The organism is Streptomyces sp. WAC 06738 (assembly GCF_003945505.1).
Taxonomy (GTDB): Bacteria; Actinomycetota; Actinomycetes; order Streptomycetales; family Streptomycetaceae; genus Streptomyces.
The window spans coordinates 3,685,407-3,699,908 of record NZ_CP029618.1; the positions used below are offsets into that span (position 1 = coordinate 3,685,407).

Below are 14,502 nucleotides of genomic sequence, written 5' to 3' on the forward strand. Positions count from 1 at the left end.
GCGCCCCGGGCACCCGCCCGGTCACCCCCGCGCCGCGGCCGATTCCTCGTCGCGCAGGTCGTCGCGGCCGGTGCCCGCGGGGGTGTCCGTGAGGCCGAGGCGCAGGTGCTCGGTGTGGTGGAGCGCCTGGTCGAGCAGTTCGGCGACGTGGTCGTCGTAGAGCGCGTAGACGATCGAGCGCCCGTGGCGCGTGCCGGTGACGAGGCCGAGGTTGCGCAGCAGCCGCAGTTGGTGGGAGCAGGCCGACTGCTCCATGCCGACCTCGGCGGCCAGCTCCGAGACCGGCAGCGGGCCCTCGCGCAGCCGGGCGAGGATCAGCAGCCGGGAAGGGGTGGCCAGGGCCTGGAGCGTGGCGGCCACCTTCTGCGCGGTGGCGGCGTCGAGGCGTACGCGCCCGCCGTCGCTCGCGCCCGGGGTGGCGGCTCCGTGACCCATGCCGTCATCGTACTGAAACCACACATGAATACCTCTTCATGCATTCCTGTATGGTGAGGCGGTCAGGCAGCTCCGCCACCCGCAGGGAGATCGCGCCGCGATGCCGCACACCCTCACGCAGCCGGACCCGCAGACCGCCCGGACCGCCGGAACCCCGGCTCCGGCCGCCGCACCCCGCCGCCCCGGGCCCTTCTCCGTACCGGAGGCCCGCTGGGCGGCCGCGGCGCTCGCGCTCTTCCTCCTCGCCCTCCCGCTCGACCTCCTCGGCGCCCCCGCGTGGACCTGGGGCCCGCTCTACGCGCTGACGTACGCCGCCGGCGGCTGGGAGCCAGGCTGGTCGGGGCTGCGGGCGCTGAAGGACAAGACGCTCGACGTGGACCTGCTCATGGTCGTCGCCGCGCTGGGGGCGGCGGCCCTCGGGCAGTTCCTGGACGGCGGCCTGCTGATCGTCATCTTCGCCGCCTCCGGCGCGCTGGAGGCGATCGCCACCGCCCGCACCGCCGACTCCGTACGCGGCCTCCTCGACCTCGCCCCCGCCACCGCCGTCCGCGTCGCGGCCGACGGTACGGAAGAGGACGTACCCACCGGGCAGTTGCGGGTGGGCGACGTGATCCTCGTCCGGCCCGGGTCCCGCATCGGGGCCGACGGCCGGGTGCTCGACGGGGCGAGCGAAGCCGACCAGGCGACCATCACGGGCGAGCCGCTGCCGGTGCCCAAGGAGCCCGGCGACGAGGTGTTCGCCGGCACCCTGAACGGCACCGGCGCGCTGACCGTACGGGTCGGGCGCGACCCGGCGGACTCGGTGATCGCCCGGATCGTCGCCATGGTCGAGGAGGCGTCGCGGACCAAGGCGCCTACGCAGCTCTTCGTCGAGAAGATCGAACAGCGCTACTCGATCGGCATGGTGGCCGCCACGGTGGCGCTCTTCGCCGTGCCGCTCCTCCTCGGCGCGGAACTGGAGTCCACGCTGCTGCGGGCAATGACGTTCATGATCGTGGCGTCGCCGTGCGCGGTGGTGCTGGCCACGATGCCGCCGCTGCTCTCCGCCATCGCCAACGCGGGACGGCACGGGGTGCTGGTCAAGTCCGCGGTCGTCATGGAGCAGGTGGGGCAGGCCGACCTGGCGGCGCTCGACAAGACCGGCACCCTGACGGAGGGCCGGCCCCATCTCACCGACGTACGGCCCCTCGACGGCTCGGGGATGACGGAGGACGACCTGCTCGCACTCGCGGCGGCGGCCGAGCACCCCGCGGAACACCCCCTCGCCCGCGCCGTCGTGGCCGCCGCCCGCGAACGGGCCCTGCCCGTCCCGGCCGTACGGGACTTCACCGCCGCCCCGGGCCGCGGCGTGGCCGCCACGGTCGCGGGCGCCCGCGTCACGGTCGGCAGCCCGGCGGGACTGCGCGGCAAGGACCCGTGTCCGGGCTCGGGCCCGGGCTCGGGCTCCGGCCCTGACTCGGGCCCCGTACCGGGCGCTTCACCGGACTCCCCGCCGGACGCGGCGGCCGCCGCCCGGCAGGCGGCCGGCGAGCTGGAAGGCGAGGGACGTACCGCCGTGGTCGTCACCCGCGACGGCACGCCGGTCGGCGTCCTCGGCATCGCCGACCGCACCCGCCCCGACGCCCCGGGCACCGTCGCCGCCCTGGCGGCGCTCACCGGGGCGCCCCCGCTCCTCCTCACCGGCGACAACGCGCCCGCCGCGCACCGGCTGGCGGCCGGCGTGGGCATCGCCGCCGCCGACGTCCACGCGGGGCTGCTGCCGCAGGACAAGGCCGAGACCGTACGCGCGCTGCAGTCCGGCGGCCGGCGGGTGCTGCTGGTCGGCGACGGCGTCAACGACGCCCCCGCCCTGGCCGCCGCGCACACCGGCGTCGCCATGGGCCGCGCGGGCTCCGACCTCGCCCTGGAGACCGCCGACGCCGTCGTCGTACGCGACGAACTCACCGCCGTCCCCGCCGTCGTCGCGCTCTCCCGCCGGGCCCGCCGCCTGGTGGTGCAGAACCTCGTCATCGCCGGGGTGTGCATCGCCGGCCTGGTGGTCTGGGACCTGGCCTGGCACCTGCCGCTGCCGCTGGGCGTCGCCGGCCACGAGGGCTCGACGGTGCTGGTCGGCCTCAACGGGCTGCGGCTGCTGCGCACCGCGGCATGGCGGCGCGCGGCGGCCGAGGGCCGGTGAACCCCCGCCGCGGGGACGTGGCCCTGTCCAGCAGATGGCGCCGCGCGCTCCCGGCGGCGACACGCGGGGGTCACTGGATGTCGGGTGGGACCTCACGTCGGGAGAGTGCAAGCCTACGTCGTTGTCGGTCGATTTCCGTGACGACGACCGTGACCTCGTCGCCGGCCTGAAGGACGTCCTCCGGAGTCTCCACAGGCGTTCGCGTGGGCTCTCGTGGACGGACCAGTCCCTCAATGCCGTCGGCGACCTGAACGAAGACGCCGAACGGGACCACCTTGGTGACCTTTCCGTGCAACGTCTCACCCACCGCAGTCCCTTCAGCGAACGCCGCGAAAGGGTCCGGCTGCGTCGCCTTCAGGGACAGCCGTGCCTCTCCGTTCCAGTCGTCGAACTGGAGGAACTCGCATGAGACGTGCTGTCCGACCCGAACGACGTCCGAAGCTGCGTCGATGTGGCGCCACGACAGTTCGGGGATGGTGATGAACCCGACGCCGGGGAAGACCGGGTGGTCAGGGCCGTCGTCGAGCGACACGAACACGCCGAACCGCTCGATCGCCGCGACCGTACCGGAAAGGATCTCCCCGCGGTGACGTGATTTCAGGAACGCCCAAAGTTCCGGATTCTCGGTGGCGGTCATCGCCAGCCGGACCTGGCCCTCATCCAGATCAACGGCCATCACCTCAGCAGTGATCCGCTGGCCGGCCTTCACGGCCACGGCCGTATTCCGGCGCCAGGAGACGTCCGCCGGCCAGACGGTCCCCAGCGGGCACGTGGGGAACCCGTCCAGGGTCACCGCCACCCCCCGGGACCGCGTGACCTCTGCGACCGACCCGCTGCAGATATCGCCCACGCGGATCCCTGCCAGGAACTCCCGGGAAGTCTGATCGTCCGGCGCTGCCCCCATGCCGTCCAGCCTCTCATGGGGAGCCGTGCGACTGGGCCGGGAAGTGGCCTGGTCACGCTGCCGCGGCGGGCTAGCGTTCGACGCGCCGCAGGCCCCGTACCGCCGGGATGGCCAGGAGCAGGAGGCAGGTGAGGACCGCCATCGTGGCGGACACGAAGAGCAGCGGCACCGTGCCCACCACCCCCGCCAGCGGTCCCGCCGCCGCCTGGCCGACCGGCTTCATCACCAGCGACCCCGCCGCGTCGTACGCGTGCACCCGGCCGAGGACGTCCTGCGGGACGTGCGTCTGCACGCTGGTATGGAACATGACAATCCAGAAGGCGGCGCCGATACCGCTCACCCCGTAGCAGAGGGCGACCAGCGGCGCGGAGAGCCCGAGGGCGACGCCCAGCGGCATCAGCGCCCACAGGGTCATCGACAGCGCCCCGGCGCGCAGCGGGTGCCGCGGGCGCAGCCGGATCGCGACCAGCCCGCCCAGCACGCTGCCCGCCCCGAGGGACGACATGACCAGGCCGAACGTCGAGGCGCCGTAGTCGGTGACGAGGGTGCTGTTGCCGAGGGTCGTGGTGGGGCCCGCCCCGGCGAGCTGCCAGAGCATGAAGACGACGATGACGCTCCACAGCCAGGTGCGCGCGGAGAACTCCCGCCAGCCCTCGACCAGATCGGCCCGGAACGAGGGCGCCCCTTCGCGCGCCGCCTTGCCGGGGCCCCTGGGGACCGCGCGGAGAGCGAAGAGGCAGGCGCCGCTGACCGCGTACGTCACGGCGTCCAGGGCGACGACGACGGCGGGCGAGGAGACGGCCAGCAGCAGCCCGGCGAGCGACGGGCCGAGCACGAGGGTGACCGACTCGGCGATGCGCAGGGTGGCGTTGGCCTTCTGCACGTCGCGGGCGACGCGCGGCGTGATGCTGGCGACGCCGGGCTGGAAGAGCGCGCTGCCGGCGCCGACGAAGGCGAGCAGCACGAGGATCTGCCACAGCGGGGGCGTACCCACCAGGAAGAGCAGGGCGAGCGCCATCTGGAAGACGAGCCGCGCCGCGTCCGAGAGGACCATGAGCCGCCGGGCACCGAAGCGGTCGGAGAGGACGCCGCCGAAGATGATCAGCGCGGCGAACGGCGCGACGAGGGCGGCCAGGGCGTAGCCGACGCCGCTCGCGCCGTAGCCGGCGCCGAGGACGGCGGCGGTGATGGCGACGGGGAGCATGGCGTCGCCGAGGAGGGAGGTGGTGCGGGCGGTGAAGAAGAGCCGGAAGTCCGTCGTCCACAGGGGCGTGGGGGAAGGCGGATCCCCGGCACCCCCGGCACGCAGCTTGCGGGCCATCTCCGAACCAGCCACCACACCGCCCCAGGCACGCCGCCGACCGACCCCTGCCGGACGACCACTCTTGCGCCGGGGCGGGCGGGGGTCAACGGAATTTGCGGGTGGGCGACTTCGGCGGGCGGGCGGGGGTGGGGCGGGGGCGCAGCGGGGACAGGCGGGCTGGGAACCGGCGGGGCGGAGACAGGCGGGCCGGGAACCGGCGGGGGGGGAACATTTCACCCACGCACCCGCCCGAGGTGTGCGCGGGGGCTGATGGGTCCCCTCCCGTTACGCCCGCTCGCGCCCGTACGTCCGCTTGCCCGCACGTCCCCTCGCCCGCACGTCCCCTCGCCCGCACATCGACTCGCCCGCACATCGACTCGCCCGTACATCCCCTCACACCCGCCCAAGGGTATGCGCCTGCTCTGACAGCGCGGGGGGCAGCAGGGCGCTGAGCTGGTACGTCGTGTCTGCGCGGGCCGGGTACGGGGGTACGGCGCCGGGCCGGCGGTGCTTCGCTGAGGGAGCCGGTGTACGGGGGGAGCGGCGAAGGGAAAAGGGCGTCGCAGGGGCTCCCCCCGGGCCACCCCGCTTGTGAGTGTGCGGGCCTCCGCCCGGCGTCAAGGGCGTCCCCTCCGCTTCGCTCCGGGAACGTCGCTACGCGATGGGGCTTCGCCCCACCCCTGACACCGGACTCCGGCCCGTAAAAGACCGGCAGCTAAGGGTGGCCCGGAGGGAGCGGGCACCCTCCGACTGGCACTACGGATGCCGTGCCCGGCGGACGGGGGCGGGCATCGGTGCCGGGTCGGGCCCGCTCGCCGATCCCCCGGCGGACGGGCAGCGGGCTGCCGGGCGCCAGGGTCTCCCCGATCGCCGATCCCCTCGGCGGACGGGGGGGCGGGCTGCCGGGCGCCGGGTCTTCCCCGAGCGCCGATGCCCCTGGCGGACGGGGGCCGGACCCCAGACGCCGGGGCTTCGCCGATCGCCATTGCCTCGGCGGGCGTGGGGCGGAGGACGGAGGCGGGCCGGGCCCGATCGCCGGTGGCCCCGCCGGACGGGGGCTGGGCTGCCGGGCGCCGGGGTCTCCCCTGATCGCCGATCCCCCCTCCGGCGGGAGGGGGCCGGGCCCGGGGTGCCTCCCGATCGCCGAGGCCCCCAGCGGACGGGAGCCGGGCCGCCGGGCGCCCGGTCTGTCCCGATCACCGGTCTCCCTCGGCCGACGTGGGCGGAGGCCGGAGGCGGGCTGCACTTCCTCGCCGCTCCCCCACCGGACGGGGGCGGCCCCACGGATCCGGGCTCGGCCCGGTCACCGGTCCCTCCGGCAGGCGGAGGCCCCGGGGCGGCGCCGGGCAGAACCGGCCGCGGGCTCCCGCGGTCCGGGCCTCCGCCCGTGTGTGTCGTCGGGCGAAAGTCGGCTCCGGGGGCCGATTCGGCCCGGATCCGGGGGTGTTACCGCGAGTTACGACCCAATTCCTCCGCCCAGACACCACGAACAGCGGCCAACGGCCCTCGAATCGGCCGCGTGCGCGTCGATGGGCGAAAGTCGCCCCACGAGGGCGATTTGCCCCAGTTCCCAGCGGGGGCACCGCGAGTTCTGCTCGAATTCCCGCACCCGACCCGCCTTGAGGCGAGCCGACCCGCCCGGAGTGAGGCGAGTGCATGCGGATGGGCGAAAGTCCGGCCCGGCGGGCGATTTGCCCCGGTTCGATGGGGGCGTTACCGCGAGTTGCGGCCCATTCCTCCGCGCCGATGGGGGCGAGTCCAGGAGAAGGACGCGGCGGGAGGATGACTCAGGAGGCGGACGGTTCGATCTCCCCCGCAAAGACGATGACCTGGTCGATGAGGCTCCGCCGCAGATGGACGACGTCCGTTCCCGCCAGGCGGGGACCCCCGTCCGGCGCGGTGAAGACCCACTGATACCGGGCCCACTCGCCAGGCATGTCCACCGCCGAGCAGCGCACCATCGTGCCGGCCCCCGCCGGGTGGCGCCGGATGTCCAGCACGAACCGCTCGACCGCCTCGATTCCTTCACTGCGACCCAACGGCCCCCAGAAGACCACGTCCGAGGTCAGAGCCTGGGAGAGCAGGGCAGTCACATAGCTCTCATCCGAGGCGTTGAACGCGGAGATGAACATGTCGATCGCGGACCGTGCAATCTCTTCCTGCATGCCTCAGTCATATCAGCCGTTTCGCGTGCGCTCGTCCCCCGAGCCGCCTCCCGATCACGGTGGACCATCCCGGTCACAGCAGCCGGCCTCGGAATCGGCCGCGTGTGTATCGATGGGCGAAAGTCGGCCCGCAGGGGCGGTTTGCGCCGATTTGACGAAGACGTGACTGCGAGTTCGGCTCCCTTGCGTTCCCTCGGAGTGGCCTGGGCGTGGCTGCGGTGGCCGGGTGGGCGAAAGTCGGGACGGGTGGGTGGTTTGGGTCGGTTTTCGCGAGGGGTTACCGCGAGTTCGTCCCGGTCACGTGCGTTCCGCGTGATCCGGATGCTGGAGGACGGGTTGTGGCCCGGTGGGCGCGGTTCGGCGTCCACCCCAGCTCACCCCCGCTCCCCTCCGCCGTCCAGTCACCCGGCTCCGGTCCGAGTCGGCGCCGGACCCGTCCGCGAGCGGGGTCGTCTCGCCGCGGCGTCGGCCCCCGTCCGCCGGGCATCGATCCGTAGGCCCTTCAACGGGGTGCCGCTCCCCCCGGGCCACTCATAGCCGCCGGTCGTTACGGGCCGGAGTCCGGTGTCAAGGGTGGGGCGCAGCCCCATCGCGCAGCGACGCTCCTCGCAGCGAAGCGGAGAGGAGCGCCCTTGACACCGGACGGAGGCCCGCATCATCAGGAGATGGGTGGCCCGGGGGGTGCCCAAGCGACGCCGGCAGCCCCGACGCCGCCCCTCCGACGCCGGGTTGGTCCGTTACAGCAGGTGGTCCGCCTTGCCGGCCTTGATGTCCCGGATGAGCATGCGGAGTGCTTCCACGGAGTCGGTGACCCGGTGCTCCTCCCTGCCTGCCACGGCGATGTGCGCGTTGCCCTCCGCGTCCGTGCCTATCCGGAAGCAGTTCCCCGAGTCCTGGCAGAACGGTTGCTCCCACGTGATGTCCGGCATGGGCACACTCCCTAGAGCTGGTGGATGAGGTCGTGGATCAGATCGCGGGTCTCGGCCGGTGGCAGCGACATCTGCTGCATCCGGTCCAAATGAAGCCGGTACTTGCGGAGTTGACCGTCCAGGTGGAGGAACTCGGCCGCGTTCGTACGGTCCAGCTGAACCGTGTCGAGGCTCGGCACGTCGCCATCGGCATACAGGAGGGCCTGGCCGGACCCGGGGATGGCACCGGCCGAGAACGGTATGGCCCGGACCGTGACGTTCTCGTGGTCGGCCATCGCCAGGACGTGCTGGAGCTGCTCGCGCAGGACCTTGCGGCCTCCGACCTCGGTCCGCAGGGCGGCCTCGTGTACGAGGGCCGTGTAGGCGGGCCCGTCCGGCCGGGTGAGGGCTTCGTGCCTGCGTACGCGGTGGGCGACGCGGGCGTCGAACTCGTCCGCGGGCAGCGGCGGGATGGCGGCGTCGAAGAGCGCGCGAGCGAACGCTTCCGTCTGGAACGGGCCGGGGATGTGGGTCATCGTGGCCATGCGCAGCGCGGTGGCGAACCACTCCAGTTCGGCGATGTCCAGGAACGTGGGCGGCAGCACGCCTCGGAAGTCCTCCCACCACCCCCTGGTGCGATCCGCGGCCATACGCACCAGGGCGTCGACCAACTCCGGGTCCGCACACTCGTAGTTGCACGCCAGGCGGCGTACGCGCTCCGGGCTGATCCCGTGGCGTCCGGCTTCGGTGCTGGTGATGACCGTGCGGTTCGTCGCCAGCACGGCCGCTGCCTGCTCGGTCGACAGCCCGGCGGCCTCGCGCAACTTGCGCAGCTCGGCGCCCAGGCGGCGTTGACGCGCGGTGGGATTACTCCTTGGCGGCATCCGCTTCCTCTCCGTATGCGCGAGTCAGTCTGCCGCGCTTCACGGCCCCGGCCAAGCCGCATCCGAGATCGGTAGCACATGTGACACCGATGCCCTACGGTTAGTGACGCGCAAGGCACTCACAGCAACGCCGGAAGCGCACCGCGCGAGCATGCCCGCTCTCCCTGGGGTGGGCGTGCTCGCGTCCAGGGAGGCATGCCACCGGCACATCAACGACCAACCCCCGCCCAGGAGTACGCCATGCCCCCACATCTCCCCACCCCCACCCCGCCCGTCCCGCCCCTCCCCGTCCGCTGCACCTTCCCCGCCCATCCCCTCTCCGTCCCCCGTGCCCGCCGCGCCGTCCTCGACGCCCTGCCCCGCCCCCAGCACCCCCGCCTCGGTGACGACCTCCAGCTCCTCGCCTCCGAACTCGTCACCAACGCCGTACGCCACGGCACCCGCCCCGACTCCGACCACCTCATCGAGCTCTTCCTCTGGCCCGCCGACGGCCACTACTGGCTCGCCGTCTCCGACCCCGGCCCCGGCACGCCCTCCCTCACCGCACCCTCCACCACCGACTGCGGCGGCCGTGGGCTCCTCCTCGTCGACGCGCTCTCCGCCGCCTGGGCCGTCGTCCCCCGCCGCGTCTGCGGCAAAGCCGTCGTCGCCGGGCTTCCCCTCGGCCTCCGGTGACCGCGGACAGCCGCGGCCGTCCGCGGGGACCGCCTCAGTGCCCGATCAGGCCGCCGACGCGGACAGGAGGGACGTGGCCGGTCGCCGGAAGGGTCCGCGCCAGTGCGAGGCCGATGTCCACCAGCGACGAACGGCGCAATCCGGCGACATCGGCCACCGCGGTCCACACCGACTCGGCGATGTCGCCGTCCGGTTCGGGCCGCAGCCGGCCGCCCGTGATGCGGACCCGGTAGAAGATGCCGACGTTCTGGTGCTCCACCCCCGCCCGTGCGTCGGCCGCCGGGATCACCCTCGAATCCACACCCAGCAGGCGCTCGACCACCGCGGCGCAGCCGGTCTCCTCGGCGACCTCCCGGGTCACCGCGTCGAAGGGGTCCTCCCCGTGCTCGACCCTGCCGCCCGGAAGGGTCCAGTTGCTCTCGCCCTGCGGTGGTACGTGCCGGGCGAGCAGCACCCGGCCGTCCTCGATGCACACCGCGTACGCCGCCAGCCGGAAACTCATCTCCGCACCCCCCACCGCCGGACCCTAAGGGCTGTCCCGTAAGCGGTGCACCTGCTGGGCGGCGGCCCGGCCTGACCGGACGCACGAAGGGCGGGAGCTCAGCAGGGAAGCGCTGGCCAAGGAGGCAACGTCCCGTCTAGGTTCGGGCAATGGCCGAAGGATCTGCCTCCACTGCTCCGACACTTCTGTACATCGTCGGGCCGCCTGCTGTTGGCAAGGCGACCGTCGGTCACGAGATCGCCACGCGCACCGGGCTTCGCCTGTTCCACAACCACATGGCCATCGAGCCGGTCCTTCGCTTCTTCGACTTCGGCAGCCCGGCGTTCGTGCGCCTCGTTGACGGGTTTCGGCAGGGCTTGATCGAAGAAGTCGCCGCGAGCGACCTGCCGGGCCTGATCTTCACCTACGTGTGGGCATTCGACCAGCCAGACGATGAGCGAGCGTTGGAGCAGTACGCCCTTCCGTTCCGTGAGCGAGGCGGTCGAGTTCTCTACCTTGAGCTCAAGGCAAGCCAAGAAGCCAGACTGCAGCGGAACTCGGGCGCGTCCCGGCTCGCCGAGAAGCCATCCAAACGTGACCTCGATGCGTCGCAGCGTCGGCTCCTGGCCATGGACGAGAGGCACCGGCTCAACTCCACGACGGAGTTCCAGGACCGCACGGACTACCTGAGGATCGACAACACCCACCTCTCGCCAGAAGACGTTGCGAAGCAGGTCATCAAGCAATTCAGTCTCGATGGCTAGGTGATCACGACGTGCGGTGATCACAGCCGTGGCTGGTGTGATCACGGCGTCTGAAACGTCCTGGATAGCCCCGTTCACCGGGCTGCGCCCGCGCTGCTTCGGGAAGTTGGTGAACCCGCACTGCGAAGCGAGGGCGCGGAGGAGCCCGGGCGGGGCCGGCCGTGGACACTGTCGCTGGAGGACCGGGTGCTGCTGGTCGCGGCCTACTGGCGTGCCAACCTGACATTGCGCCAACTGGCGCCGCCGTTCGGGGTGTCGAAGTCGGCTGCCGACCGAGTGATCTACCATCTCGGGCCGATGCTTGCGCTGCAGCCACGGAAACGGTTCGCGAAGGACGCGGTGCCGATCGTGGACGGCACCCTGGTGCCGACCCGCGACCACAGAGTGGCCGAGCAGTCGAAGAACTACCGCTACTCCACCAACCACGAGGAATCCGGCGCCAAGGCCGCCGTCGGCAAGACCGTGACGATCGCCGACAGCGGTTATCCCGGCACCGGACTCGTGATGCCTCACCGCCGCCGCAAAGGCGAAGAGCTCTCCGAGTGGAAGCAGGCCCACAGCAAGTCCCACAAGCGTGTCCGCGCCCGCGTCGAGCACGCCTTCGCCCGCATGAAGACCTGGAGGATCCTCCGCGACTGCTGCCCCCTCAAAGGGGACGGGGTTCACCACGCCATGCTCGGCGTCGCTCGCCTGCACAACCTCAACCTCGCCGGATAGGAGCGGCCGCCGTCGCCCGAGCAGCCACGCCTTCACCGACTCAAAGATCAATTACGGGACAGCCCTTAGGCAACCCCCGCACCGAAGTGCCGGTGAACAGGCGTCCGGCCCCGGCGGCATGGGGGCACCGCCGGGGCCGGATCGGGGGTGGGGACGGGGTCAGCCGAAGGCGCGGACGGCCTGGTAGTAGACCCAGGCGGTGCTGTTGCAGGAGGTCTTGGTGGCGCCCGAGTAGCGGTTGCAGACGCGCTTGAGGTCCTCGTAGAAGGCGCTGTCGAGGCGGGACTTGTTGGCGTCGAAGCCGCCGATCTCCTTGTAGTTGCGGTAGCCGAAGTCGTGGCGCTGGCACGCCTTCTGGAAGGGGAAGCCGAAGGGGTTGTCGGGGGAGCTGCTGCAGTAGTCGGTCGACCAGTTGAACGCGTAGGCGGACCAGGCGCCGCGGTTGGCCTCGGCGGCGGCCCAGGTGTTGTAGCTCGTGGCGCTGGTCTGGGTGAAGCTGGCGAGCACCTGGGGCTTGTCGGCGGGGGCGGCCTCGGCGGGGGCGACGGTTGCCAGGAGGGCCGCCGCGGTGACGCCGGCGGCGACCAGACCCTTCTTCGCGGTGGGGCGCATGGGGACTCCTCGGGTAGGTGCGCCGGGTCACGGCGCACGGCCTGGGGGTGCACCAACTGCCGCGGGAGTGCCGGCAGTCGGCCGTGCCGGCGCTCAGACTATGCGCGTAGAATGGCCGTGGGAAGTCATGCCCCTGACAGGATCATGAAGTCGGTGTACGTCCCCCATCCCGCGCAACCGCGGCGCAACCGGCGTGCATTACCCGTGCATTACAACGGAAATCGGCCGGTCCCCCACCGGCGAGCCGACGAACGGATGGACGGATGATGAAGCGACGCAGCCTGCTCACCGGAGCCCTCGCCGGGGCGGTCGCCGCACCGGCCGCCGTCACCCTCGGCGCGTCGAAGGCGAACGCCGCGGTGGCCAACTACCCCATCGCGCTCACCGATCAGGCCACCAACAGCTTCCAGGTCTTCGACCGCACCGGCGACTGGTCCGCCGCGTCCAACTGGAGCTTCACCCCGGGCACCACGAACGGCTGGGACGACCCCTTCGAGATCCGCTTCCGCGCGACCACCCGCTACGGCACGATCGCGCTCATGACCGCGGGCCAGCCCGGCAACGGCCGCGCCGGCATCGTGGCCGTCACCGGCAACGGCAACCGGCTGGACCGCGGCGACCTCATCTGGGAGGCGTCCGTGGCCAGTTACCCGCACTGCATCGAGCGCATCCCGAACGTCGCCGCCGTGGTCGTCGCCGGCACCCGCGACCGCATCCACGTCTACGGCGGCGCCAACAGCGACCACTCCACGCTCCGCGAGGTGCAGACGATCACCGACATGCCCAAGCCGCACGCGGTCCTCTGGGACGACGTGAACGACCTGCTCTGGGTCACCGGCGGCACGGTCATCCGCACGTACCGGGTCACGGGCGCCAACTCCACGGCCCGGCTGGTGAAGTCGGGTACGGACATCACGTTCGCCGGCAACGGCCACGACATCCAGCCCGACTACACCGACCCCGGCAAGCTGTGGGTCACCGACAGCGGCCGGGTGTACTCGCTGGACAAGGCGACGCGGAAGGTGACGATCATCTCCGAGGAGAACTACGTCAAGTCCTACGTCCGCTACACCGACGGCGAGGCGATGTGGACCCTCGACCCGACCCCCGCGGATCCCCCGTGGGGCGGCCCGACCGTCTACTTCTCCGGCGGCCAGTCCAAGACCCGCCCGGGCGCCCAGATCTACAAGGCCCGCATCGTCACGACCCGCTTCCACTGACCCCGCCGGCCTCGCCGGCACCATCGACACCACCGACCCCGCCGGCACCGCCCGGCCCGGCGAGCAGCGCCGAGACCCCCAGCAGCGTACGAGCCGCGACCAGCGCCGCCAGCACCACCGCCGCCCCGCCCGCGGCGAACGGCACGCGCAGCCCGTACGCCGCCGCCAGCACCCCGCCCAGCAGCGAACCCAGCGGCAGGCTGCCCCAGCTCAGGAACCGGTGCACGCTGCTGATCCGCCCCAGCAGCCGGTCCGGCACGACGGTCTGCCGCACCGCCGCGGTGAGCACGCTCCACGTCATCGTCGCGAACCCGAACCCGGCGCTGCTCGCCCCCGCCACCCACGGATTCGACGTCGCCCCCATCGCGACCGTCGTCAGCCCGTGCCCGAGCACGGCCGCCACCAGGCACGGCCCCGCCGCCGCGGGCCGGATGCGCTCGGCGGCCCAGGACCCGGCGACCGCGCCGACCGCGACGGCGCTGGACAGCACCCCGTAACCGACCGCCGACAGGTCCAGCGTCTCCAGGGCGTACAGCACGAAGACGGCCATGGTCATCGCGCGGGCGAGGTTCATGAAGGTGACGACGACCGACAGGGTGCGGATCACCGGGTTGCGCCACAGCCACCCGAAGCCCTCCCCTATCGCGCGCACCACCCCGGCCTTCGGCCCATCAGCCGCCCCGGCGGGCCGGAACGTGCCCCGCAGCCGGCTCAGCAGCGCCGCGCTCGCCGCGAAGCTCACCGCGTCCAGCACGAACGGCACCGCCTGCCCGAGCCGGAAGAGGAGGCCGCCGAGGGGCGGGCCCGCGAACTCGTTGGCGCCCAGCTCCACGCCGAAGAGCCGCGCGTTGCCGCGCGTGAGCTGCTCCCGGGGCACGATCCGCGGCAGGATCGTGGGCGCCGCCGCGTCGTAGACCACCTCCCCGATCCCCAGCAGGAACACGAACGCGCACAGCACCGCGATCGAGGAGCGGTCGGCCAGGACGGTGGCGGTGAGGAGCGCGGCCAGGCACATCCGGACGAGCTGGACGGCGACCATCAGCCGGCGCCGGTCGACCCGGTCGGCCAGGGCGCCCGCGGGGAGGCTGACCAGCAGCCACGGGAGTTCGGCCGCCACCGAGACGGCGGCGACGGCCACCGGGTCGCGGGTCACGGCGGCGGCCAGCAGGGGCAGGGCTGTCAGGCGGACGCCGTCGCCGAGGTTGGAGACGGCGGAGGATAACCACAGCCGCCGGAAGTCCGCCCCCAGGCCCGTCAC

Annotated in this window: 13 protein-coding genes and 1 pseudogene; 5 read left to right on the top strand and 9 right to left on the bottom strand. The window is 72.7% G+C overall.

The annotated features are described in order from the left end of the window. Positions 1–21: 21 nt before the first annotated feature. Positions 22–435, bottom strand: a complete 414-nt coding sequence (locus DMB38_RS15835) for a metalloregulator ArsR/SmtB family transcription factor (protein ID WP_125935742.1) — start codon at positions 433–435, stop codon at positions 22–24. Between the two features lie 100 nt (positions 436–535). Here DMB38_RS15835 and DMB38_RS15840 point away from each other — a divergent pair, with 100 nt between their 5' ends. After that, entirely contained in the window at positions 536–2,611 is a 2,076-nt protein-coding gene (locus DMB38_RS15840) for a heavy metal translocating P-type ATPase (protein ID WP_125935743.1), read from the top strand. A gap of 70 nt (positions 2,612–2,681) precedes the next feature. Here the strand turns inward: DMB38_RS15840 and DMB38_RS15845 are convergent, their stop codons facing one another. The 5 genes from DMB38_RS15845 to DMB38_RS15870 form a co-directional block, all read right to left on the bottom strand. Further along, positions 2,682–3,515, bottom strand: a complete 834-nt coding sequence (locus tag DMB38_RS15845; RefSeq protein ID WP_125935744.1) for a S1 RNA-binding domain-containing protein — start codon at positions 3,513–3,515, stop codon at positions 2,682–2,684. Positions 3,516–3,585: 70 nt separating this feature from the next. Beyond that, positions 3,586–4,851 carry an MFS transporter gene (locus DMB38_RS15850; protein WP_240662282.1) on the bottom strand — a complete coding sequence of 422 codons (1,266 nt, stop codon included), beginning with the start codon at positions 4,849–4,851 and terminating at the stop codon, positions 3,586–3,588. Positions 4,852–6,605: 1,754 nt separating this feature from the next. Then, positions 6,606–6,983 carry a nuclear transport factor 2 family protein gene (locus DMB38_RS15860; RefSeq protein WP_125935745.1) on the bottom strand — a complete coding sequence of 126 codons (378 nt, stop codon included), beginning with the start codon at positions 6,981–6,983 and terminating at the stop codon, positions 6,606–6,608. Between the two features lie 737 nt (positions 6,984–7,720). Beyond that, on the bottom strand, positions 7,721–7,912 hold the full coding sequence (locus DMB38_RS15865) for a hypothetical protein (protein WP_125935746.1): 192 nt from the start codon (positions 7,910–7,912) through the stop codon (positions 7,721–7,723). Positions 7,913–7,923: 11 nt separating this feature from the next. Beyond that, complete coding sequence (locus DMB38_RS15870) at positions 7,924–8,775, bottom strand: helix-turn-helix transcriptional regulator (RefSeq protein ID WP_125935747.1); 852 nt, start codon at positions 8,773–8,775, stop codon at positions 7,924–7,926. 240 nt (positions 8,776–9,015) lie between these two features. Between DMB38_RS15870 and DMB38_RS15875 the strand changes: the two genes are divergently transcribed. Further along, positions 9,016–9,450, top strand: a complete 435-nt coding sequence (locus DMB38_RS15875; RefSeq protein WP_125935748.1) for an ATP-binding protein — start codon at positions 9,016–9,018, stop codon at positions 9,448–9,450. 34 nt (positions 9,451–9,484) lie between these two features. On the opposite strand, the gene DMB38_RS15880 is transcribed toward DMB38_RS15875, so the two are convergent. Then, the gene (locus tag DMB38_RS15880; protein ID WP_125935749.1) at positions 9,485–9,952 is read right to left on the bottom strand and encodes an NUDIX domain-containing protein; all 468 of its coding nucleotides are present in this window, start codon (positions 9,950–9,952) and stop codon (positions 9,485–9,487) included. A 149-nt stretch (positions 9,953–10,101) separates the two neighbouring features. Between DMB38_RS15880 and DMB38_RS15885 the strand changes: the two genes are divergently transcribed. Both DMB38_RS15885 and DMB38_RS15890 read left to right on the top strand, forming a co-directional pair. Beyond that, complete coding sequence (locus DMB38_RS15885) at positions 10,102–10,695, top strand: shikimate kinase (protein ID WP_125935750.1); 594 nt, start codon at positions 10,102–10,104, stop codon at positions 10,693–10,695. A gap of 28 nt (positions 10,696–10,723) precedes the next feature. Then, positions 10,724–11,412, top strand: a pseudogene (locus DMB38_RS15890) (transposase family protein). Between the two features lie 159 nt (positions 11,413–11,571). On the opposite strand, the gene DMB38_RS15895 reads toward DMB38_RS15890, so the two are convergent. Then, positions 11,572–12,024, bottom strand: coding sequence for a phospholipase (locus tag DMB38_RS15895; RefSeq protein WP_125935751.1), 453 nt, complete (start codon positions 12,022–12,024; stop codon positions 11,572–11,574). Between the two features lie 263 nt (positions 12,025–12,287). On the opposite strand from DMB38_RS15895, the gene DMB38_RS15900 reads away from it, so the two are divergent. Next, a complete protein-coding gene (locus DMB38_RS15900) occupies positions 12,288–13,244 on the top strand; it encodes a DUF6528 family protein (protein ID WP_240662284.1) in 957 nt (318 codons plus the stop codon). Here the strand turns inward: DMB38_RS15900 and DMB38_RS15905 are convergent. Further along, entirely contained in the window at positions 13,225–14,502 is a 1,278-nt protein-coding gene (locus DMB38_RS15905; protein WP_125935752.1) for an MFS transporter, read from the bottom strand. The genes DMB38_RS15900 and DMB38_RS15905 overlap by 20 nt on opposite strands.